Source organism: Nocardia sp. NPDC057455 (genome assembly GCF_042802775.1).
In the GTDB taxonomy this organism is placed as follows: Bacteria; Actinomycetota; Actinomycetes; order Mycobacteriales; family Mycobacteriaceae; genus Nocardia.
Map to the genome: position 1 here is coordinate 56,361 of NZ_JBHVDM010000020.1, position 20,991 is coordinate 77,351.

Genomic DNA, 20,991 nt, shown 5'->3' on the forward strand with positions numbered 1-20,991 from the left:
GGCAGTCTCTTCGGCGCGGGAACTGCCGGTGCGGATTCACCAGAGGAAGTCAGAATCGGCGGGCGCCGGACACCGGCATCGAGGAGAGGGGGGAAGTGGTCACCCCTGTGCCGTAGGTCGATGCGTGGATGACTTTGCCGTCACCGGCGTAGAGGGCGGAATGGCTTCCGCCGTAGAACGACACCACGTCGCCCGGTTGCAGATCATCGAGCGGTACCGGGGTTCCGGTGGCGAGCTGGTCGTAGCTGGTGCGCGGCAACTCCACGCCTGCCTGCTCGTAGGACCACTGCACCAAGCCGGAGCAATCGAAAGAATCGGGGCCGACCGCGCCATAGCTGTAATCGGAGCCGAGTTTGGTTCGTGCCGCGTCGACTGCCGTCTCTCCGGCGCTCTTCTGCGGTATCACCGCCGCGGGCGGGGTGGGCGCCCTCGGCATGATGTCCGGGAACTCGGCGAGGAACGGGAGTTCGATCGCCGGGAGTGCGCCGAGCAGCGGAATCTCGATCGCCGGAACGATGGTGGGCACCGGCAGTTCGATCGCCGGGACGACGACCGAGATCGGGAACTCGACCGCCGGGCCGAGCGTGGCCGGCGCGATCTCGATGTGCGAGACGGGAGTAGCGGCGCCGGCCCCGATCTCCAGGATTTCGGCCGATACCCGACCTTCCGTGACCGGAAGGATGGCGTTGGTCCGGAACAACTTCTCCGGCGCGTCGGGAAGCGGTATTCCGTCGGAAACCTCGAATGTTCCTACGCCGGGAATGGTTACCGGCTGAGCCGATGCCTCCGCGGCGTTGAACAACATACCCAGCAGGGCGGCCGCTCCTGCGGTGAGTGCCCAGAAAACAGCACGTCGCAGGTAGCGGATATATCGGACGTCGGTCGATGATGCCATGATGCGGTCCTCCGATGCTCATATCGCCTGCCTTCGGTGGGCCGTACGACGCCGCGGTTCACGGCGCGCGGTACGATACCGAAGACTTCGAATTGATTCGAAAACCATCACGGTGATTCGTCAGTCCAGCGGATCCGATCCGAGCGTTCACCTTTCGGCATACATCGCATCATGTAAAGCACAACGCGCCTTTATTTTCGTAACAAAATAATAACTCGTTTCGCTGTGTCGTTCTGCAATATGAATTCCACGACTGCGGAATGCGTTTGCCAGACACAATGCGCCCCGCAGGGAACGGTTCCGCTGCGGGGCGCTTTTCATTCGTGGTTCACGCGGTGATCTGTTCCTCGATCTGCCTGGCGATCGTCCGGAGCTTGGCCGCGAATTCGCGGGCCGCACGCGGGTCGTCGCTGGATCCTCTGACGACGCGTTTGGTCAGCGCCGCGAGCCGGGATTCCATGGCGGTGAAGATGTCGGCCGCACGGTCGTTCTCGTTGCCCGGCAGTTCACCGCGCAGCCACGCCTGGAGGCGCTCGATCACCACTTCCTCGTCATAGCGTTCGGGTAGGAGAGCCACCGCTTGCCGGAGCTTTCCGGCGGTGACCTTCACCTCCGCGCCCGCCGCCACGGTGGTGTACACGGTGACCGCCGCGTCTTCGCCGTATTCGGCCGCCACCGGCAGCAGTTCACGCACCTGACCCTCGTTGATCGCCGGCGCGATCGGATACAGCCGCGCGGCGAGCGGCCACGCGCGAATGAGCTTGTGGGCGTAGGACCGCTGCATATCCCACCGCTGTTCCACATACTCGTCGAAGGTCTCGTGTCCGTCCCGGTACAGCCGGCCGTCGCGCACGATCTGCAGGGCCCGCCCGGCCGCCCAGAACGCGATGCGCAGCGTGTCGATCGACGATTCGCACACCGTCAACTGCGCCCGCTCCCGATCGCTGAGCGGGCCGTCGCCCGCGTCGGGCACCGGCATGGTCAAGACATTCGGACTCACGGCCGGCTTCGGCCGCCGCCACTCGGCATCTCGCAGCGGCGAGACGGGCGGCGTGTGCTCCGCGGTGTCGGAGAGCGGATTGGCACCGCCGATCGAACCTTTCCTGCGTTGTGGAGGCATCAGGCCGGCACCTCCAGCAGTGCCCGATACGCGCTCACCAGCTCGTCACCCACCTGCCGGTATTCGCCCAGATCCTCGATCGGGTTCTCGGCGCCTTCCCCCACCTCCCCGTCGGCCGCTTCCCGATACCACTTCCACGCGCTCAAGTAGGAACCGAATACGTCGTAGCCCGCGCTCTCCAGGTAACCGCGCTGCGCCCGGTATTCGGTCGAGACGTTCATGCCTTTCTTCATGATCACCGGCACTTTGGTCATCAATACCCGTACCCGTATTTCCCGGTTGCTGTCGGCGGCTGCCTCCTCGGCGGCTTTGAACGTGCTCGGCACTCGTTTGACTTCGGACGGGCTGACACTCGTCAACAGCAAGAGTTCATCACTCTCGGGTATAGCGGCCTTGAAGATCTCGGCCGACTCACCCCCGGCATCCACGATGATGACGTCGAAATCGGCGGCGTTGTCGGTGATGCAGTCGTTCACGTGCCGAGAGGGGAACGCCACCAGGTCGAACGGCACATCGATACCCCCTTTGACCAGCCGTCGGTGCCAAGAATATCCGGTCTGGCTGAGCGGGTCGGCGTCGATCACCAGCACCCGCAGTTCGTGAACCGAAGCGAAGTAGCTCGCCAAGAAGAACGCTGATGTCGTTTTGCCGACACCGCCCTTGAGATTCCCCAGCGTGATCACCAGGGGCTCGGGCAATTCGAGTGGCGCAACAGAATTCGTCATAGACGGTCCTCCGAGGGTGAGGAGTGCATTACTGTGCCGGGCCAGTCTGGCACAGTACCGCCGAATACCGTCTGATTGCGACGCCTTGTTGCAGCTGTGCCGCCGCTGCTCTGTGTCCAATTGGACACAAAAACGCCGGCGAAGCAACAGAGAAATCCCGTCATTCCGCCGAAGCGTCGGCCCGATCCTCACACCCTGCGTACCTCCCGCATCACGATGACGGCCCTCGCCGCTCCCGACCAGACTTCCTTCTTTGGGAATGTTTGGAGGTTTGCTCGGACTGTGCCGGACCCATGATTACCGCGAAGACTCTCGCGGTTCGATGAGGGACCGTGTCGAGAAGGCGGGTTTGTGATGGAGCCGCAACCGGTGAAGATCCGGCGCGATGACTGGCTGTTGTTACTCGATCCCCGGGTGGAAGCCGGCCACCCCCTGGTCAAAACCTCCCACGGAAGCCGTTGTCGGCGGCTGGATCATGGTCGAGGGTGGCGAAGCAGGGCCGTTCCAGCCGAATCCGGAATACCTTCCCGGGGACGACGAGACACCGACCGACCCCACGGATGCGTTGCTGCGCTCGGTGGCCGCGGGCAAGCCGGTCGGCGACGAACTGCTGGCTCCGATCCGCGACTCGGTGGTCGAGATCGCGTGTGATGAGCAGGACCAACCGATTGTGGACACCGCTCCGGACGGCGTCCCGTGTGTGCTCGTGGCCACCGCGGAAGCGCAGAAGGTGGACGTGGGGTCCGACCGCTGGTGGCCGATAGCCCGGCTCGACCCGGCGGTTCCGCGGCGGCAGAGATGTCGGGACACCTGCACAACCGGACGAACATCGATCGTGACGTATACGCCGCGACCGGAGATGTGATGACCCAGACCTGGCGCTCGCGCGAGAAGGTCTCCAGCGTCGGCGTCGAGGTGGATACTTCGGCCGGAGACGCGGCCGACTCACTATGGGAAGTTCATCGGGCACCCCGGGGCCCGGCGACTGGCTCTTCGGCTACCGAAGCTCCGGAATGAGCTTCGAACTGCGTGTCAGTGGAGCCTAGGGGAATCGAACCCCTAACCCCTGCCTTGCAAAGGCAGTGCTCTGCCAATTGAGCTAAGGCCCCCAGGGGTCAGCGGGTGGTCACCTCGTGCCACATGTCCGCGTCGTTGCGCCGGCGCAGCTTGGAGATGCCGAGAAGAACCAGAACCACGACCCCGGCGGTGAGGAGAGTTTTCATGGTTTCCACCCTACTGCGCTGCCGGAAGCGGGCCCAGAAGGGCTCGAGCCGCCGGCGCGATCCTCGTGAGCGCGTGGACCGAATCGAGGCATGGCTGCGCAGAGTCCCGGCAATTCCCGGGCGCAGCGCTGCACGGTGCCATCAGGACGGACCAGAGCCGCACGCGCTCCACCCCGCCGCAGCCACCTCCGCAGTTCGCTCCCCCGGCCCGCCGTCACCAGCACTCCGCCGCGTTCGCGGATCCGAGTTTGCTCCGCGCAGGTCGGCTGGATCGTGGTGACGATCGCATACCGGTCCCCGACGACGTCGTCGTAGCGACGGCCGTCCTCCAGGATCGCATTCGGCACCAGACGACCCGCCCGGCCGCCACCCAGGCGCGGCCGCGCGACCAGCTCGGACCGGTGCAGCGGCGGTGTCTCGCCGCTGGTGACCAGTGCGTGGAAACCGGGCAGACGGCGCAGGCGCGGAGCGAGCAGACGACGCAGCAGAGCGCCCAGTTCACCGCCCTCGGTCATCGCCACTCCGGTAAGCTTTGCCATTCGAATCATGTTCCGCACGTGCGGCTTTCGTTCGATCTGATAGGAGTCCAGCACGTGCTCGGGCAGGTCGCCTGCGAGCACGCCCGCGAGCTTCCAGGTGAGGTTCGCCGCGTCGCGCAGACCGGCGCCCATGCCCTGTCCGATGAAGGGCGGCGTGAGATGGGCGGCGTCGCCCAGCAGGAAGACCCGGCCCGCCCGCCAGCGGTCGGCGAGCTGGGCGCGGAAGGTGTACTCGGCCACCCGCAGCAACTGGATATCCTCGACCGGAACGTCGCCGGTCCAGGGGTGGATCAGTTCGTGAATCCGGCCGTTCTCGTCGTAGTCGGCCGCTGCCTCACCGGGACGCAGGCGGAACTCCCATCGATACCGTGTCGTTCCGATGCGCATGTAGGTCGCGGCACGGACGGGATCACAGACTTGATGTACGCCCTCCCACGCGCCCAGTTCGGCCGTGATGGCCACGTCGACGACCAGCCAACGCTGCTCGAAGTCCAGCTCACGCATCTCCGCGCCGATGGACGCGCGAACCAGGCTGTTCGCGCCGTCGCAACCCAGTACGTACCGCGCATCGACCGACTCCTTCGCGCCGGTGGTCCGGTCGGTGAAGTGGACCCGAGCACCACGACTTTCCTGGGTCACCGCGGTGACTTCGGCATCGCCACGGAGAGTCACTCCCGTACTGCGCCGCACCGCGGCACGCAGAATCGCCTCCAGCTCCGGTTGGTCGAACATGTTCGCGTCCGGGTACCCGTTGCGGCCGCCCGCCGTATCGCGGTGGAATTCGGCCAGCACCCGCAGGTCCCGGTCGAGCAGGCGCAGGCCGAGTGCGGGCCGGGAGATGGCGTCGAATTCGTCCTCGATGCCCAGCCGGGCCACGAGCCTGCGGATTTCACCGTCCAAGTGCACCGCGCGCGGTTGCGGGTAGATGCCATCCCACCGTTCCAGGACCAGCGACTCGACGCCGTATCGGGCGAGCAGTAGGGCCGCGGTGAGTCCGGTGGGTCCGGCGCCGACGATCACGACCGGAACGTTCATCAGCAGCTCCCAGCAGCGTCACGAGATTTGCGACAGCGACGAGGCACCCACGATCGCCGGCGCGGACTCGCGCACCCCATCGCCGATGCGGATATGGACGACGACGGCGCCGATGTCCTCGGTCACCGGTACCGCACCGTGGTGCGCTGGCGGCCGAGGTCGATGGCGCCGTCGTCGGTGGATATCGCGGCCTCGATGACGTCGCCGTCGCGCAGGTACTTCGGGTTCTTGGCTTGGCTTTTGAAGAACAACTTCCACTTCACCGCGGGCGGAAGCAGCGAGCCGATGATCTCGACCGGCTTGGGCGGGGCGCTGATCGCCGTGCCGACGGGGGTTCCGGTGAGCAGCAGGTCACCGGCGTCCATGCGCTGGAAACCGGTCAAGGCCCGCAAGGTCTCCAACGGCCGGTAGATCATGTCGGCGACGGTCATGTCTTGGCGCAGCGCGCCGTTGACCCACAAGCGCAGCCGCAGGTCGGTGAACCGTTTCAGCTCGTCGCCTTCCAGCAGCACCAGCACGGGACCGACGGGCGTGAAGGTCGGATACGACTTCGCTTCGTAGAACTGGGTTTTCGGCAACTGGACGTCGCGGGCGGAGATGTCGTTGGTGACGACCAGACCGGTGATGTAATCGGCGAGGTTGTCGCTGGTGATCTTCGATCCGACCGGCATCTCGCGACCGAACACCAGGCCGATCTCCACCTCGTAATCCAGCAACCGCACGTGCGCGGGCCGGATGACGTCGTCGTGCGGGCCGCTGATCGACCCCGATGCCTTGCGGAAGAACGTCAGCGGCACCGTCGCCGGATCACCGCCGGAATCCCGGACGTGCGAGGCGAAGTTCGTCATCTGGGCGACCACCCGGCACGGCGCGGTCACCGGTGAGACCGGCGCCAGGCTCTCGACCGGCACGACCTCGCTGCTCGCGGACGCCGCGACGATCGCCTGCCGATCTGCAAGCAGTTGCCCGGTGGTGGTCGCCCTGGTGTCGACCCTGGCCGCGCCCGCGGGTGTGACCACCCACCAGGCGTCGGCGGTGCGCAGAACGGAAATGCTCATGAACCGGCTACTTTCAACAGGCCGCGCAGGCGACGGAGATCGAATTCGTTGTCCTCGCGCAGCGCATCGACCATCGCACGCAGCTCGCGGAGGGTTTTTCGGCCCGGTTTGAGACCGAGGAAGTCTTTACTGGCAGGCGGCCCCCACTGCGCCAGCCCGGATGCGGTGAACGGCGCCCAGCCGGGTTCCACCGTGCAGTCGAACATGTCGCCGTCGCTGAAATGCTCGACGAGGAACCCGTCCGGGTCGCGCCAGTAGTCGAAGATCTGACTGCCCTGGATATGCCTGCCGATCCCCCACGACCGGTGGTAACCGTGATCTCGCAGGTACTCCCCGCCCGCGGCCATGGCGTCCAGGTCGGCGACTTGATAGGCCGAGTGCACGTACCGGTTCGCCGGGCCGAGCACCAGTGCCAGCGTGTGGTGGTCCGCGGGCGTCCGGCCGCGATCACAGCGGATGAAGCTCATCACCGGCCCCCGCTCGCGTTGCCCCGGGTAGTAGAGGAAGTCACTGACGATCAGCCCCAAGTGCCCCAGGTACCAATCGAGCGTTTCGCGATACCTGGTGGTCTGCACCACCACATGCCCCAGCCGCTGAACTCGCGCGGGCACGCGGGCCGGCCGCTGCGTCCGATTGACCCGAGCCACTTCGTGCCCGAAGTTGAACGTATGCGGCTGCTGCGCGGGCAGGAGGGGCAGTTCGTCGGTGTCGGCGACTACCCGCACGCGCAGCCCGCTCGGATCGGTCAGCTCGACGCTCGATCCGCCCAGAGTCTCGGGCAGGGGCACCACCGTGCCGCCTGTGGCATCGGCCAGCCGGAGCAGGTCTGCGATATCCGCCGCACGGAAGGCCGGGCCGGCGAACCGCGAGCGCACGCCTCGGCGGATCAATACGCATGGCGCCCGCGAGTCCGCACCCCGTAAGTACAGCTCGTCCACCGTGCGCGACGAGGTGGCGAAACCGAAAGCCTGCGCGAACACTTCGGCACGCTCCAGGTCCGGCTTCTCGAATTCCAGCCAGGCCAGATCGTGCACTTTGACGATCGGATCGCGCGCGCGGCCCGGATGCTCGCCCGCTACCGCGCCGTTCTCGCTGTGCAATCCGGTATGCGGGTCGTGACGGTTCATCAGCGACCACCCCTTCCTAGACTGACGATATCGTCACACACGACGCAATATTCAGTCAAGACTATTGAGGAATTCGTCATCACTGAATTGCGGCGCTACCATGGTCGGGCGCCGACAGGGAGAGGAGCCGGGCATGACCGATCGGACCGAGGTGGAGCCCAACCGCCTGGAGCGCCGCAAGGCTCGTACCCGCGCCGCCCTCGTGACCGCGGCCCAGTCGTTCATCGCGACCGGGAAGCTCAACGCGCCGATCCTGGAGATCACCCAGGCCGCGGATGTGGGCATGGGGTCGTTCTACAACCACTTCCAGAGCCGGGAGGATCTGTTCCAGGCCGCGGTGGAAGAGGCACTGGAGCAGCACGGCGCGGTACTCGACGACTTGACCCAAGGCATGGACGACCCTGCCGAAGTCTTCGCGCAGAGTTTCCGGCTGACCGGCCGTATGCACCGCAAACTCCCCACCCTGAGCAAGGTGCTGCTCAACAGCGGCCTGGCGCTCACCGCCTCCGAGAAAGGACTCGCGCCCCGCGCTCGTCGCGATATCGAGGCCGCGGCTCGCGCGGGCCGGTTCCAGGCACGGGACGCGGAGCTGGCCATGACGATCGTGTCCGGAGCCGCCCTGTGCCTCGGCCAGCTGCTGCACGATCACCCCGACCGCGACGACGCGTCCGCCACCGATCAGGTCACCGAGGACCTGCTGCGCATGTTCGGCGTCCCCACCGACGAGGCGCACGAAATCTGCTCGCGTCCGCTACCGTCCCTCGACTAGCGCCGGAACGCTCGTTCGCGAGCATCACCCGCCAGTGGCCCGCACGGCGCTCGCGGTGCACTCCTTGTCCAGTTCGGTGCCCTCGATGTCGAGATCCGGGACGTAACGCCCGAACCAACGCGGGTGGTACCACATGCGTTCGCCGACCAGGGCCATGACCGCGGGCACCAGCGTCAGCCGCACGACGAAGGCATCCAGGAGAACGCCGATCGCCAGCGTGAGGGCCAGTGGCTTGACCACCGGATTGTCGACCCAGGTGAAGGCCACGAAGACGGCGAACATGATCAGCGCCGCCGCGCTCACCACCCGCGCCGAGTGCGCGACCCCGTTCTGCACCGACCCGGTCGCGTCCCCGGTGCGGCTGTACTCCTCTTTGATCCGGGAGACGACGAAGATCTGGTAGTCGCTGGAGAGCCCGAAGATGATCGCCAGGATGATGATCGGCAGAAAACTCAGCGTCTGTGCCTGCGTCACGACGAAGAAACCCGCTCCCCATCCCCACTGGAACACCGCGACCTGAACACCCAGGGCCGCGAAGACCGACAAGATGAAACCGGCGATCGATGACAAAGGCACCAGCACGGTGCGGAAGGCGATCGTCAACAGCACCAGCGCCAAGCCGACGACGACCAAGAGGAAGATCGGCAGCGCCTCGGCCAGCCGGTTGGAGGTGTCGATGTTCGCGGCGGTCGTTCCGCCGATCAGGAAGGTGGCGCCCGTGTTCGCCTCGATGCGGTCGCGGTTGTCGCGCAGCCGGGTGACCAGCTGTGCGGTCGCCTCGTCGTCCGGCCCGGTCGTCGGCACGACCTGGATGAGCAACAGGCCGTCACCACTGCCCGCGGGCTGAACCGCGGCGACGTCGGGTTCGGCGCGTAACCGGTCCATCAACGTCCGCGCCGCATCCGGGGCGGTGGCCCGGGACAGATCGGTCACCATCAGCAACGGTCCGTTGAAGCCCGGACCGAACGAGCGGCTGACCAGTTCGTAGGCCTTGTGCGCGGTGCTCGATTCCGGCTGCGACTCCCCGCTCGGCAACCCCAGATGAATCCGCGTGACCGGGATCGCCAAGACGATCAGCACCCCTGTACCGAGCACGAGCAAAGGCAACCGGTAGCGCGTGACGAACCGGCCCCAGCTGTGCCCCACGGTGCGCTCCGGCTCGTAGGCCGCGATGCGCGCCACCTCTTCGGGGCGTCCGGGATGCAGCGGCGGCGAGACGAAGCGGGCGACAGTCTCGCCGGCGAACCCGAGCAGCGCGGGCAGCAACGTCAGGGCCACCAGCATCGCCACCAGCACGGCGCCCGCCGCCGTCAGACCCATGACCGTCAGAAACGGGATACCGGCCACCGCCAGCCCGCACAGCGCGATGATCACGGTCACCGCGGCGAAGACGACCGAACTGCCCGCCGTGCCGACAGCCAGGGGAATCGACTCCCCCGCGGCGAGCCCCAGCACGATGTTGTGCCGATGCCGGGACAGGATGAACAGCGCGTAGTCGATTCCGCACGACAGTCCCAGCATCAAAGCCAGGGAGGTCGCCGCCGCGGGCACGTCGACGAACGCGGCCACACCGAGGATTCCGGTCAGACCGATCGCGACGCCGATCAACGCCGTGACGATAGGCAGCCCGGCGGCGACCACCGCCCCGAACGTGATCAGCAGAATGACGAAAGCCGCGGCGATACCGAGGATCTCGGGCGTCTCGGGTATCTCCGCGGTGAAGCCCGGGTACACCGCCCCGGAGAACTCCACCTCGAGTCCCGCCGCGCGGGCGGGCACGGCAAGGTGGTCGACCCCGTCCAATGTCTCCTCGGTGACATCCCCCACCGGCACCGAGAACTGCACACTGCCCAGAGCGACCCGCTGATCGGGTGAGATCGTCTTCGCCTCGAACGGATCGACTACCGTGGCAACCTGCGCCAGCCCGCGCATTCCAGCCATGACCTGCTCGATCTCAGCGCTCGGCTGCGAATCCGTGACCTTGATCGAACCGGGGGTGGCGAACACCACCTGCATCTGCGCGCCGCTATAGGCCGGCATCTGCTGCTTCAGCAGCGAAACAGCGTCCTGCGATTCGGTATTCGGAATGGTGAAGTTGTCGGTGGTCTTGCCACCGCTCACCGCGGCGAACCCGATCGCGCAAGCGAGCAGCACCAGCCATACCGCCACCACCCACCAACGCAGACGAGCGACCGTGCGGCCGAGGGCGAACAGATACCGAGACATGCGGGTCCTCTCATCGAGCAACCGACAACACATCGAAGAACCGGATCGTGACGCTGCGACCAACCCTAGCGGCCATACACGACAACCTGCCGTTTTGACCATGTCAGCGGGAAGAAGGTACCGTTTCGAGGCGTCTGTACACGTACGCCGTGCCAGCCGCGGGGCCTTAGCTCAATTGGCAGAGCACTGCCTTTGCAAGGCAGGGGTTAGGGGTTCGATTCCCCTAGGCTCCACTCCTCGAAGGCTCATGCTCACTGCGAGCATGAGCCTTTGTCGTGTTCTGCCATCATTCCGACGCAGGTTGATTGCTCCCGTCGGTTGTTCGAGGATCTGGTTGTGGGTCGCCCGGCGGTTGACCCTGACGCAGGGTCAACCTCTCAGCATGGTTGGCATGACTACGAAACCCGATGCGATGCGGTATTTCACGATTCACCACGACGGTGTCACGATCCCGGTGTCTCGCAACGGCCGGGGACGACCGCTGGTCCTGTGCCCTGGGCTGAGTTCGACACAGGCCGATCTGCACGAGCTGATCGAGCTGCTGCGGCGCGACCACGACGTGGTGGCCTTCGACCTCAGGGGCCATGGCCTCGCCTCGGCCGCCGACCGGTACTCCTTCGAGGCTTTCCTCAGCGATCTCGGTGCCGTGATGGCGGAGCTGGGACGCCTCGACCTGCCTTCGGCGCCCGTGCTCGTGGGCTACTCGCTCGGCGCGGACCTGGTCGTGCACTATGCCGCTGAGCGTCCCGACACCGTCGCCGAGGTTGTTCTGATCGATGGGGCGAACCCGGTGCCCGAACCGTTCCTCACCGAGGCGGACCTGCCCGAGTTCCGCGCGATGTGGGAGGACCAAGTTACCGCGCAGAAGGCGGCCGAGGGCACCGAGCGTCAGGTGCTGCTCACCGCACAGGAAATTCTCGACCTGAATCTCGAACTGGATGTGGTCCGGTCCGGAATCCTCGGCCGGTACCGGAAGATCGACCGCCCGATCAGCATGATCATGTCGAGCTCGATGGCCGGCGACCGCGACGAAGGGCTTGCCCCGCAGTTCAATCGCAACTGGCGTGCCGGCATAGAGCGGCTCGTCCGCGAGCAGCCGCACATCGCGACGTCCTGGCTCGACGCCGACCACGGGCTGGTGTTCACCCACGCCTCGGAGATCGCCCAGATCATCCGGTGCACACAAGGCCCAGCAGGCTCAGGCCACTGCGCAGGTCCAGGAGACTGGTCGGATGCTGACCATCGGTGAGCTGGCGTCCTACGCCGGGGTGACAGTGCGGGCGGTGCGACATTATCACGCCAAGGGCCTGCTGCCGGAGCCGGAGCGGGACCATTCCGGCTATCGGAGGTACGACGCAGGCACCGTGGTCGAGCTGATCAAGATCCGGACCCTCACCGAGGCCGGGGTCCCGCTGGCTCGGGTGCGGGAGCTGCTACAGGCCGACGCCGACGAGCTCGCCGCGGCGGTTGCGGACATCGACAAGCGACTGTGTGCGGAGATCCAGGAGCGACAGCGGCACCGCGAGCGGATCGCCCGCCTCGCCGCCGGGGACAAGCTGGCGCTGCCACCGGAAGTCGTCGAGTTTCTCGAGCGGCTGCGGGCGCTCGGGGTCGACGAGCGGATCGTCCAGTTCGAACGCGACGGCTGGATCCCGTTGGCTGCGCGCGCACCCGAGCGGGTCCCGGAGTGGATGGCACGCAAACGGAAGCAGATCGCCGACCCGCAGCTCATCGACTTCTATCTCACCCTCGGTCAGGCTCTCGACCGGGCCGGCGACAACCCCGAGTTGGTCGAACTGGCCGACAAGATGGCCGCCTACATCACGCGGATAGCCGACGAGCAAGGCGATGACTACGTCGGCGGCGACATCGAGCCACCGTTGGCCGCACTGCTGGACACACTGGCGTTCGACACCGCTCCGCCGGCCCGTCGACTCATCGAGCTACTGAAGAAGCGAGGCTGGACCGGCTGGACCAAACTCGAGCGTGTGGACCAGACACGGAGTGCGGCCGGAACACGGCGGTCCCGGGCCGTCGCCAGTCAGCGCATCGCACCGTCGTGACGTCGAATTCTCGCTTGCTCAGCAACCGGACCTAGGCGACCCGACGGGCTTACGCCAAACCGTGCTGTGCACACAGTTGTGGACAACTTCCCAGCGAGGTGCGGTGCTCGCGTAACAGAGTTTTGATCGCCTTGGCGTAGCGGGGGTCAACTGCCGGCCGAGCCAAGCGGCGCCGGGAGGTTGTGAGGTATCTCCTGGGGGCGGAAACGCCTCGGATACGAGTCAAAGCCCTGCTGTGACACCACACGTGTTGCTGGAGTATCGAATGCGGTCCTGACCTGCAGGTTCATGGGTGGGCCTAGGAGGACTTGAACCCTAGGCCTCATGCCCGTGAAAACTGCTGGTCAAGACCCTATCTCACAAGCTCACCAGTGGTTCTGACGTACATCTCAGGACGTTTGGTTACGTTTCGGTACCCAACCTTACACATTTGTGGTGACAGCGCCACCAGCCATTTCGCCGACTGGGGAGCGAGGGCTGGTGACGGCGTCACCAGCCGTGAACCAGACCAGCGGGGGCTGCAAATCACGCCGTCAGCGTGAGCATCTCTGATCGCACTCGCGGTAGTCTGCCCGCGATCACCTGTGCCGCGGACTCACTTGCGGCGCGGTCGTTGTGACCGTATCGGCGATCGGTTGTAGTCACCGATTCGTGTCCGGCGTCACGGGACACGACGAAGATCGGCACCCCGTCCTGCAGCTTCCACGATATGCCGGTGTGCCGCAGTGTGTAGGGCGTCAACCGCTTCACGCGCAGACTGTCGACGGTGGATGCGAACCGCTCCAGCAACTCCTCTGGGTCACCGCCCTGCCAGCGCGACTTGCGTGTGAACAGTGAGAAGTCGCCGCACGCGAGCGCGTCCAGGCGCCGCAGGGCTGGTTGCCACGCGTCCTTGTAGAAGACGGCCGCGGTGATGGGCGTGCCGATCACCGTGTGGAACAGCAACTCCTCGCCCGGACGCGTAAGGTCCAGTCGGTCGAGGGTCTCCAACGGCACGTTCACCGTCCGCACACCCCGCTTGCTCTTCGGTTTGCCCAGCTTCAGTTTGCTGCCTGCGTCTTTCCACGCCTTGTTGATCCGCACCGCGCCGGTCCTGCGATTGACATCCCGCACCAGCAACGCCCCGACTTCACCGGGCCGCGCCATCGACACCAACCCGAACTCTGCCTGCGAGCGCCACCGCGGCGCCAGCAACTGCTCGAACAACTCCCACTCATCGTTGTCGAAGATGTCGATCTCCGGCGCATCATGACGCGGCAGGCGAGTGCCTGTGCACGGGTTGAACGGGATCAGCGGTTGCGGTCGCTGCTCGGCAGCCGCCCGCATCCCCGCACACAGGAATCCGTGCTTGTTTTGGATTGTCTTCGGCGCGTTGCCCTTGTCCTGCTCCAGATACACCACCCACGCCGCATCGGTGTCCTGCGTGATTGCCGCGATCGGCAGATGCCCCATGAACTCGTCGATGTCGTTGCGGATGTAGCCGTGGTACTTGCGGCGCACATTTTCTTGAATCCCGGTAAGCCGGTCGGTGTAGTGACGCAGCCACTGCGACAAGGTGATGTGTTCAGGACGGCTACCGCGCTGGGCTTCGAGGACCTTCCGCGCAACTTCGACGCCGACCCGGGCAAGCAGCGCCGCCCACCGGGACGCTTCCTCGTAGTCATCGAACGTCTCAGCCGACTGGCGCCGACGTCCACCGACCTCGACGCTGAACAGCACTTGCCAAGCCACGGTCCCGTCCTTGCGCGGACGAGGACGAGCAGTACGCACTATCCGTTACCTCCGGTCCGATCGAAAGGCATCACTGTCGGATCCACGCTGTCACCCACCGCCACGATCACGGCAGCCACAACGTGCTTGTTGCGGTCGTGTTCGGCGTGCGAGTGAGGGAAACTCCCAGGGTGCAGCAGTAGTCCATGGGAGTCGTGATGATTCCGCGACAGCATAGATCCCGCTGTTCGAGGTCGGTTGCGGGCGGGGTAGATCGATGCCGAGTGGATCGGGCTTCGGCCTGCCACCGCAACGCGCCGTCCGCGTCCTGGCCCTCGTGTACATCCACTCACGGCCGTTCGGCTCGGGAAGAAATCCTCGAGCGTCCACCTTTCACGGAAGTTATACGGAGCCTCGGGGCTGTTCCCTTACCCCGATTTCGCCGGCGATGAGGCCCTCCGCTACCGCAGCGCGGGCCTTCTTGGCCGCCTCGAGCGCGTCGTGATACGCCGCAATCTGCTCGTCGTAGGCACTGAGCGCTGATCCGGTGGCTTGTTGCTCGGCAATCGGCGGGATTGTCATTTCCAACTTCCCCAGCGCCTTAGCGGTGATCGAGTAGACCACGCTGCCGCTGGATCGTCCTTGCATCCACTGCAAGATTCCTGGGCGGGATAAGAAGGACAACAGGTAATGCGGGTCGAGATCCGTTTCGCGTACTCTCAGCCGAATCAGGTTCGGGCCGAGTAGCGAGCCCGCGTGTTCTTGGGTGACGATGACCGGGTCGCCGACCGCACCGGTTCGAACCACCACGATGTCGCCAACGTGCAAGATGAACTGCTCCAGCTGACGCATCTGGTCTTGGCCTAGGCACTCGAATTCATCGAGCACGATACGTCGGTCCCGGAGGTGCTTGTTGAGGATGATGGGGATTCCCTCCGCAGTACGGTGCTCCTTCCGAACGTGGCTTGGTGAAGGGCCCGGCTGGATGTCACACACATCCTCCAACCGACGAACCTGCCATTCCGACGGCAGCCACGGTCGCAGTTCGATTCGCTCGATCCGTTTTGTGGCCCGCGCGACAACGTCGGCCGAGGTGTGCGCTACCGTCCGCGCTTCCTTCGCCATCCGGAGCAGTTCACCTTGATGCTGTCGCTCGGACGACTGACGATAGCTGGATGGATCGAGTGCATACTCGGCGGCACGAATCCCCCGGGGGGTGACCACGATCGCATGGCAGTTGGGAGTCAACATACGAGTCGGCCCCGGCGGCAGAGCATCTGCCGCGTCGAGCTGTTCGATGACGGCGGCGACCACGTCCTGTGGCAGTCGGTTGCGGCCTCCACTGGCCGCGACTCCCGCCAACCGAGCGTCGATGAACGTTACTGCCGTCGCTGAGCCCTTCGGATGTTGCAGCACCCAGATCGTCCCGGCGAGGTCGGTTCCGCGAAACAGCCTGTCCGGCAGCGCGATGATCGCTTGCACAGCGCCGGCTTCCACCATCCGCTGACGGATCTCTCGCTCACTGCGATTGCTCGACAGACCCGCTCTAGCGGGCATGAGCACTGCCGCTCGACCTGTCGGCCGCAGTTTGGAAATGGCGTGCTGCAGCCACGCGTAGTTGTCGTTGTGTGGGGGTGGATCACCGAAAGGCCATGCGACGGAGATGTTGTCGTCGCCGTACTCGGACTTGAGGTTGAACGGTGGATTGGTGATGACCACGTCGGCGAGATGTACTGCGCTGTCATCGGTGATCCATGGTGCCGAGGTGCCCGGTCGCAGAGTCGCGGCAGTGCCGACAGTCGCCAGGCTCAATCCGGCGAGGCGCAGCAAATCGGGGTTCGGGCCGTTGCCATGGGCAGTGATGAGGCATCCGGGCTGGTACCTGCCCGCTGCGGATCGCAGCAGTTCTCCACCGCGGATATGGGGATCGTAGAGAACGGCGCTGTCGGCGGTCGGGTCAACGACAGCACCGACCATCAGGTCGACCACAGCGGGTGGCGTGAAGTACTCCGTGCTACCGAGTTCCGCCTCCGCGTCGTATCGCTGCACCAGGTAGGCGACTGCTCGCGGTCCGAGCACCTGAATAATCTCGAACAACCGCTTCACCTCGGCAGATGGCTGCGGACGTAGGGAGCCGAGGATGGGCGACATGTTCACCGCGATCCCGTATCGCCGGACAGCGGCATCGAGATGCCGCCCGAGTCGAGTGAGCACTTGGGGTTGAGTTGATGGCGTCTGAGCCAGTCTCTTGAGTTCTTCCCACGATTCCGGATCGCAGACGCGCAGGAAGATCATGCACATCGCCGCAGTGATGCGATCGGTGTTCGATGAGGACCTGCCCCGACCCCATTTGCGCAGCAGCTCCAGGAGGTCGCGCACCACGGTGGCGAGCTTTGGGGAATCGTCTGGCTCCTCGATCTCGGCCAGACGACGGCGTTGCTGTGCCGCCAGCTCCCGCCGCACGCGCATCCCGTAGGTGAAACCCTCATGCTCGCCGTCACGCAAGCCGCTCGGGATGCGACGCCGGTCCAACCACTCGAGCGTGCGGGCGAGATCGTAGTACTGACGCCCACGGTCATCGGTGGCTACGGGGCCGGGAAAGTCGGTGTGGCGGTTCTCCCAGATCTTGAATGTCGCGCTGTTGACTCCCGCGAGTTCAGCGAGTTCTGATCGGCTGATCAGCGACGTAGCGAACATGGGATCGTTCACTGCTCGCCGCGCTCTCGACGGAACATGCTGCGAACACTGTCTCGAAGGAATACCAGAAGGCCGTGAGCGTCCCGCCTTCGTTTCGGATCGGGGTGGAACAAGTTGACGCCAATCGCCAACAGGAACACCACACTGGTGACCAACGCCCACCACACGAGTACACAAGTTACCGCCGCCTTGCCGCCGGCCAGCATGTCGAACATCGTCGTTATCCTCTCGGTTCGGATCGACGTCCAAACTAGAGCCTTCAACCTCACTAGTCGACACGCCTCTAGACAGACCGTTTAAACCGAGATGACCGTTACAGCTGAATCTGCGATGCCCTCAGGGCGACAAACCCGAGGTGAACTTGCATTTTCCTGCCACTTGAGCTGAACCTACACACCGCTCTGCTGCTACACACGCAACTGCGCACCGGCAGTGCGCGGAACTATTCCGCGCCATCCGGCTTCGCGAGTAGTGCTGGACCCCGCAGAGCGGAGGCGGGCCGCCACGTATCGGCCAGCCACGGGAAGCTGCGCTGAGATGGTGGTCTGGAGCCGATGCACAAAGCATCCGGTGTCTCGTCTTCAAGCCCTACGAGGGTGACCGCTGCGCAACCTCCGGCGGCGGGCGCGATCGCTGAGGACGTCGCCCGCGCAGCAAGAAAAAACGGAACCCCAGCGAGGGCTGTGGTCATACGACCGGCCGATCCATTCTGGGTTGGTTGTCCTCTCACCAACCGCCGATCGCGTGAGGCGCGTCTGCCGACTACATCACTGCGGTCCGCCGTACGACGGATGGGCGGCAACGGAACCTGTTGCGCGCCCGGTGCGTCCTATAGTTCGTAGGCGATCTGTGGAGTGCGCTACGAGGGAGACAGCATGTCCGATCAGTTCCAGGTCGAAGTCGATCGGCTGCGCGATGCCTCTCGGTTCGTCGCCGATAAAGCCCAGCTCATCCGTGATCGTGTTGCCCAGCTGGACAACACGATAGGCAAAGAACTCCTCGCCGACGGCTGGCGCGGTAGCGCGGCATCGGCCTACGACGAGTCATGGATCGAATGGAAGCAAGGCGCCGACGACATCGTCGCCGCACTCGAAACCTCGGCAACAAATCTCGCGGACGCAGCCAACGGATACGAGCTGCGCGACACCACCAACCGTAACGCGATCACCCAACTGGGAAACCAGGTGTAGCCATGACCGACGACGACTACAGCTACCGGGTCAACCTCCAGCAGCTCGACGACGCGATCACAACGATGGATAAGTTCGGCAAAGAGGTCGAGGGCTGGTTGCGCGAAGTCGACCAGCACATCGCCGACCTGCACCTGTCCTGGTCGAGCCCGGCGGCCCGAGCTCAGCGAACCGCCCACGACCGATGGATGGCCGGTGCGGCGGAGATGCGCGAAAACCTCGATGAACTGCGTGAGGTAGCGCGCCGCGCCCACACCAGCTACACCGGAGTCGCTGAAACAAACCTGGGGATGTGGCCCTGATGGCCCCACCCACATTCCCGATCATCGTGTGCAGACACCAGGAATACCACTCGGCCGGAGACGCTTTCGCGTCGATCCGAGACGGCAGCACCGAAGTCCACGCCGCGCTGGTTCGGACACTCACCGGCTACGGCGGGATGGCCGGCACCGACAACGCGGGCCGCGAATGGGCCAAAGCCTATGACGAGGCCGCGGGACTGGCGTTGCAAACCTCGGCCAAACTGGTCTCGGCGTGTGGACGCACCGGTGATCTCCTCACCGCGGGCGCCTACAACCACGCTTCCGGCGAGGCCGCGGCCAACCCTTCTTCCGTCGCTGCGCCGCCGATACCGACCTTGGGTTTCGAGCCGTGTCTGGCGCTGTTCGTCCCATCGGCCTCCGGCGCGGCCGGGCCCGAGCCTTTCGGGTGGTCGCTGGTCAATGCAGTGTCCGGGCTGGTGTGGCCCGACGGTCACCAAGACCAGCTCAGAGCCGCCAAAACCGTGTGGCACGACGCTGCCGCCGCGCTCGGCGACTCCTCCGCTGCGATCCCCGGCGCAGTCGGCATGCTGGAGAACCAGCAATCACCGGAAATCCCCAACGCTGTCCGGACCTGCAACGAGATGGGTATCGATCTCGGCCAGCTGGCAGCCTCGTTCCGGTCGATCGGCGACGCCTGCGGTGAGTACGCCCAACACCTCGATGATGCCCACCATCAGATCCTCGATGAGCTCCGCAAGATGCTCATCGAAACCGCGGCGGTCGAAGCGGCCATCCAGGTCGGCGCGTTCTTCACCGCCGGACTGTCCGAGCTGGGCAACGTCGGTGTCGTCGCACGAATCAGCATGTACACCGCGCGGATCGGCAGGATCATCACCGAACTGGTGACCAAAGCCACTGCCATCGCTCGCCGGGTGACAGGTGTCATCGGCACCGCGCTCAAAGCTATGTTCTCCCGACTCGGGCGCTGGCTCGACCAGGCCGTGGCCAAGATCTGGCGAAGTGGTGACACCGCACCCCAGCTCTTCTCCCGCCGCGCAGCACGCAACAACATCGAAGTCCTGGAAAAGGGCGACAACCTCGTCCCGATGACCGAGGACGCCATCAGATCCCTCGCCGAGCGAGCAGGGATCGACCTGACCGGAGTAGAGATCGTCGTCGCTAAGGACGCCGAAACCGCCCGCTACTTCGACTACTGGGACGCATGCGCCCAGACCCCCCACGAGCTCGGCGGCCGCCAGATCATCTTCGGGCCAGCCTCATTCATGGACGAGGAAACCATGGTCGCCACCATCGCGCACGAAGTCACCCACACCCGACAAATCCGCGAAGGACTGACCATCAACTCCCAGACACTCCGCGACGTCGAAGCCGAAGCCTACGCCAGCGAAGCCGGCCCCCTCGCCCGATTCAGAGGAGCACAACGATGACTCCAGTCGACTTCACAGTCACCCACCTCTGGGACCTCCCCCACCGTGGCGGCCTGCTTGTCACCGGCCGACTCACCTCCGGCACCATCGGCCCCGGAGACATCCTCCATGACTCAGCCAGCGGCGAAACGGTGCGCATACTCGGCCTCGAGTTCCACGGCAGCCGTGAACCCGAAGAATTCACCCTCGTCATCGACCGCCGCGACACCGACCACGTACGAATCGGCCAACGCCTCATCAACCCAACCATCCCGACCGCACCCGGCACGGAGAACCGATGACCGACCTACCGCAGTGGGAACAGCAACTCCAGCACGAACTCGCCGAGATCCGCCGCAACAGCCAACGAGCAGCCCAAGCCATCCAAGCCGTGCGCGGCCGCGGCGAAACCCGCGGCATCACCATCGAAGTCAACGCCCACGGCGACATCACCACCCTGCACATCGCCCCAGGCGCCATGAAATGGTCCAGCACACAGCTGACCAACGCACTCCTGGAATGCCACCGCCAGGCACAGGCGGACGCAGCGACCAGAGCAAGCAAAGCCGCCCGAACAGTCGATCCGCGGATCACTGCCGAGCTACAGCAACTGCGGAACATGGCCGCGCCCGAACCGACAAAGCCACACCGACCGCCTCTGACTGAAAAGGAGATCCAAGCCGCCGACGACGCGTACTTCGAACGCATGAACCGACACGGCTGGAGCACGTGATGGTATTGAACCGTCGCCAAGGCTGCGGCTGTGACGGGTCCGCGTCGATGCGCTGAAGGCGGTGCAGGCCCACGGCGGTCATATTCGCGAATCCAGCGTGCGCGCGGCGCGAAAGACGTTGCATCTGAACAGTACGCTTGACTTCCTTGATCCCTTGCTCGCTCATGAGCGGTCCCCGATGACGCGACCAC

The 20,991-nt window shown here is 65.2% G+C and carries 19 protein-coding genes and 2 tRNA genes; 10 read left to right on the top strand and 11 right to left on the bottom strand.

Annotated elements, in window-relative coordinates:
• Positions 1 to 49 precede the first annotated feature (49 nt).
• From ACFU5M_RS11185 to ACFU5M_RS11195, 3 genes are all read right to left on the bottom strand, one after another.
• Positions 50 to 538, bottom strand: a complete 489-nt coding sequence (locus tag ACFU5M_RS11185) for a C40 family peptidase (protein WP_379047536.1) — start codon at positions 536 to 538, stop codon at positions 50 to 52.
• A 685-nt stretch (positions 539 to 1,223) separates the two neighbouring features.
• A complete protein-coding gene (locus ACFU5M_RS11190; RefSeq protein WP_379047467.1) occupies positions 1,224 to 1,895 on the bottom strand; it encodes a hypothetical protein in 672 nt (223 codons plus the stop codon).
• A gap of 119 nt (positions 1,896 to 2,014) precedes the next feature.
• On the bottom strand, positions 2,015 to 2,740 hold the full coding sequence (locus ACFU5M_RS11195) for a ParA family protein (protein WP_379047470.1): 726 nt from the start codon (positions 2,738 to 2,740) through the stop codon (positions 2,015 to 2,017).
• Positions 2,741 to 3,125: 385 nt separating this feature from the next.
• Here ACFU5M_RS11195 and ACFU5M_RS11200 point away from each other — a divergent pair, with 385 nt between their 5' ends.
• On the top strand, positions 3,126 to 3,605 hold the full coding sequence (locus ACFU5M_RS11200) for a type VII secretion system-associated protein (protein ID WP_379047473.1): 480 nt from the start codon (positions 3,126 to 3,128) through the stop codon (positions 3,603 to 3,605).
• 171 nt (positions 3,606 to 3,776) lie between these two features.
• Here the strand turns inward: ACFU5M_RS11200 and ACFU5M_RS11205 are convergent.
• The 4 genes from ACFU5M_RS11205 to ACFU5M_RS11220 all read right to left on the bottom strand — a co-directional run bounded on the left by ACFU5M_RS11205 (position 3,777) and on the right by ACFU5M_RS11220 (position 7,725).
• Positions 3,777 to 3,849 (bottom strand) — tRNA-Ala (locus ACFU5M_RS11205).
• 110 nt (positions 3,850 to 3,959) lie between these two features.
• Positions 3,960 to 5,537: a bifunctional 3-(3-hydroxy-phenyl)propionate/3-hydroxycinnamic acid hydroxylase gene (locus ACFU5M_RS11210; RefSeq protein ID WP_379047476.1), complete on the bottom strand. Its 1,578-nt coding sequence runs from the start codon at positions 5,535 to 5,537 to the stop codon at positions 3,960 to 3,962.
• A gap of 122 nt (positions 5,538 to 5,659) precedes the next feature.
• Positions 5,660 to 6,595, bottom strand: a complete 936-nt coding sequence (locus ACFU5M_RS11215; RefSeq protein WP_379047479.1) for a fumarylacetoacetate hydrolase family protein — start codon at positions 6,593 to 6,595, stop codon at positions 5,660 to 5,662.
• Positions 6,592 to 7,725: a VOC family protein gene (locus ACFU5M_RS11220; RefSeq protein WP_379047539.1), complete on the bottom strand. Its 1,134-nt coding sequence runs from the start codon at positions 7,723 to 7,725 to the stop codon at positions 6,592 to 6,594. The genes ACFU5M_RS11215 and ACFU5M_RS11220 overlap by 4 nt, the downstream gene beginning before the upstream one ends.
• 130 nt (positions 7,726 to 7,855) lie before the next feature.
• Here ACFU5M_RS11220 and ACFU5M_RS11225 point away from each other — a divergent pair, with 130 nt between their 5' ends.
• A complete protein-coding gene (locus ACFU5M_RS11225; protein ID WP_379047482.1) occupies positions 7,856 to 8,491 on the top strand; it encodes a TetR/AcrR family transcriptional regulator in 636 nt (211 codons plus the stop codon).
• A 24-nt stretch (positions 8,492 to 8,515) separates the two neighbouring features.
• Here the strand turns inward: ACFU5M_RS11225 and ACFU5M_RS11230 are convergent, their stop codons facing one another.
• Positions 8,516 to 10,717: an MMPL family transporter gene (locus ACFU5M_RS11230; RefSeq protein ID WP_379047485.1), complete on the bottom strand. Its 2,202-nt coding sequence runs from the start codon at positions 10,715 to 10,717 to the stop codon at positions 8,516 to 8,518.
• 160 nt (positions 10,718 to 10,877) lie between these two features.
• Here ACFU5M_RS11230 and ACFU5M_RS11235 point away from each other — a divergent pair.
• From ACFU5M_RS11235 to ACFU5M_RS11245, 3 genes are all read left to right on the top strand, one after another.
• Positions 10,878 to 10,950, top strand: a tRNA-Ala gene (locus ACFU5M_RS11235).
• A gap of 158 nt (positions 10,951 to 11,108) precedes the next feature.
• Positions 11,109 to 11,966: an alpha/beta fold hydrolase gene (locus ACFU5M_RS11240; protein ID WP_379047487.1), complete on the top strand. Its 858-nt coding sequence runs from the start codon at positions 11,109 to 11,111 to the stop codon at positions 11,964 to 11,966.
• A complete protein-coding gene (locus tag ACFU5M_RS11245; protein ID WP_379047491.1) occupies positions 11,950 to 12,780 on the top strand; it encodes a MerR family transcriptional regulator in 831 nt (276 codons plus the stop codon). Before ACFU5M_RS11240 ends, ACFU5M_RS11245 begins: the two co-directional genes overlap by 17 nt.
• A 525-nt stretch (positions 12,781 to 13,305) precedes the next feature.
• On the opposite strand, the gene ACFU5M_RS11250 is transcribed toward ACFU5M_RS11245, so the two are convergent.
• The 3 genes from ACFU5M_RS11250 to ACFU5M_RS11260 form a co-directional block, all read right to left on the bottom strand.
• Positions 13,306 to 14,511, bottom strand: a complete 1,206-nt coding sequence (locus ACFU5M_RS11250; protein ID WP_379047494.1) for a tyrosine-type recombinase/integrase — start codon at positions 14,509 to 14,511, stop codon at positions 13,306 to 13,308.
• A gap of 381 nt (positions 14,512 to 14,892) precedes the next feature.
• A complete protein-coding gene (locus tag ACFU5M_RS11255) occupies positions 14,893 to 17,199 on the bottom strand; it encodes an N-6 DNA methylase (RefSeq protein ID WP_379047497.1) in 2,307 nt (768 codons plus the stop codon).
• Entirely contained in the window at positions 17,196 to 17,402 is a 207-nt protein-coding gene (locus ACFU5M_RS11260) for a hypothetical protein (RefSeq protein ID WP_195100997.1), read from the bottom strand. The genes ACFU5M_RS11255 and ACFU5M_RS11260 overlap by 4 nt, the downstream gene beginning before the upstream one ends.
• Before the next feature lie 660 nt (positions 17,403 to 18,062).
• Here ACFU5M_RS11260 and ACFU5M_RS11265 point away from each other — a divergent pair.
• The 5 genes from ACFU5M_RS11265 (at position 18,063) to ACFU5M_RS11285 (ending at position 20,800) form a co-directional block, all read left to right on the top strand.
• Positions 18,063 to 18,377, top strand: a complete 315-nt coding sequence (locus ACFU5M_RS11265) for a WXG100 family type VII secretion target (RefSeq protein ID WP_379047503.1) — start codon at positions 18,063 to 18,065, stop codon at positions 18,375 to 18,377.
• Between the two features lie 2 nt (positions 18,378 to 18,379).
• Positions 18,380 to 18,679: a WXG100 family type VII secretion target gene (locus tag ACFU5M_RS11270; RefSeq protein ID WP_379047506.1), complete on the top strand. Its 300-nt coding sequence runs from the start codon at positions 18,380 to 18,382 to the stop codon at positions 18,677 to 18,679.
• Positions 18,680 to 18,816: 137 nt separating this feature from the next.
• Positions 18,817 to 20,088, top strand: a complete 1,272-nt coding sequence (locus tag ACFU5M_RS11275; RefSeq protein ID WP_379047509.1) for a hypothetical protein — start codon at positions 18,817 to 18,819, stop codon at positions 20,086 to 20,088.
• On the top strand, positions 20,085 to 20,369 hold the full coding sequence (locus tag ACFU5M_RS11280) for a hypothetical protein (protein WP_379047512.1): 285 nt from the start codon (positions 20,085 to 20,087) through the stop codon (positions 20,367 to 20,369). The genes ACFU5M_RS11275 and ACFU5M_RS11280 overlap by 4 nt, the downstream gene beginning before the upstream one ends.
• A complete protein-coding gene (locus tag ACFU5M_RS11285; protein ID WP_379047515.1) occupies positions 20,366 to 20,800 on the top strand; it encodes a YbaB/EbfC family nucleoid-associated protein in 435 nt (144 codons plus the stop codon). Before ACFU5M_RS11280 ends, ACFU5M_RS11285 begins: the two co-directional genes overlap by 4 nt.
• The last annotated feature ends 191 nt before the right edge of the window (positions 20,801 to 20,991 follow it).

Bases quoted from the DNA above. Each gene is read 5' to 3' on its own strand.
- ACFU5M_RS11280 (WP_379047512.1), top strand. From the start codon at position 20,085: ATGACTCCAGTCGACTTCACAGTCACCCACCTCTGGGACCTCCCCCAC.
- ACFU5M_RS11285 (WP_379047515.1), top strand. From the start codon at position 20,366: ATGACCGACCTACCGCAGTGGGAACAGCAACTCCAGCACGAACTCGCC.
- ACFU5M_RS11260 (WP_195100997.1), bottom strand. From the start codon at position 17,402: ATGTTCGACATGCTGGCCGGCGGCAAGGCGGCGGTAACTTGTGTACTC.
- ACFU5M_RS11215 (WP_379047479.1), bottom strand. From the start codon at position 6,595: ATGAGCATTTCCGTTCTGCGCACCGCCGACGCCTGGTGGGTGGTCACA.
- ACFU5M_RS11270 (WP_379047506.1), top strand. From the start codon at position 18,380: ATGACCGACGACGACTACAGCTACCGGGTCAACCTCCAGCAGCTCGAC.
- ACFU5M_RS11225 (WP_379047482.1), top strand. From the start codon at position 7,856: ATGACCGATCGGACCGAGGTGGAGCCCAACCGCCTGGAGCGCCGCAAG.
- ACFU5M_RS11195 (WP_379047470.1), bottom strand. From the start codon at position 2,740: ATGACGAATTCTGTTGCGCCACTCGAATTGCCCGAGCCCCTGGTGATC.
- ACFU5M_RS11245 (WP_379047491.1), top strand. From the start codon at position 11,950: ATGCTGACCATCGGTGAGCTGGCGTCCTACGCCGGGGTGACAGTGCGG.
- ACFU5M_RS11210 (WP_379047476.1), bottom strand. From the start codon at position 5,537: ATGAACGTTCCGGTCGTGATCGTCGGCGCCGGACCCACCGGACTCACC.
- ACFU5M_RS11200 (WP_379047473.1), top strand. From the start codon at position 3,126: ATGACTGGCTGTTGTTACTCGATCCCCGGGTGGAAGCCGGCCACCCCC.
- ACFU5M_RS11230 (WP_379047485.1), bottom strand. From the start codon at position 10,717: ATGTCTCGGTATCTGTTCGCCCTCGGCCGCACGGTCGCTCGTCTGCGT.
- ACFU5M_RS11275 (WP_379047509.1), top strand. From the start codon at position 18,817: ATGGCCGGCACCGACAACGCGGGCCGCGAATGGGCCAAAGCCTATGAC.
- ACFU5M_RS11240 (WP_379047487.1), top strand. From the start codon at position 11,109: ATGACTACGAAACCCGATGCGATGCGGTATTTCACGATTCACCACGAC.
- ACFU5M_RS11265 (WP_379047503.1), top strand. From the start codon at position 18,063: ATGTCCGATCAGTTCCAGGTCGAAGTCGATCGGCTGCGCGATGCCTCT.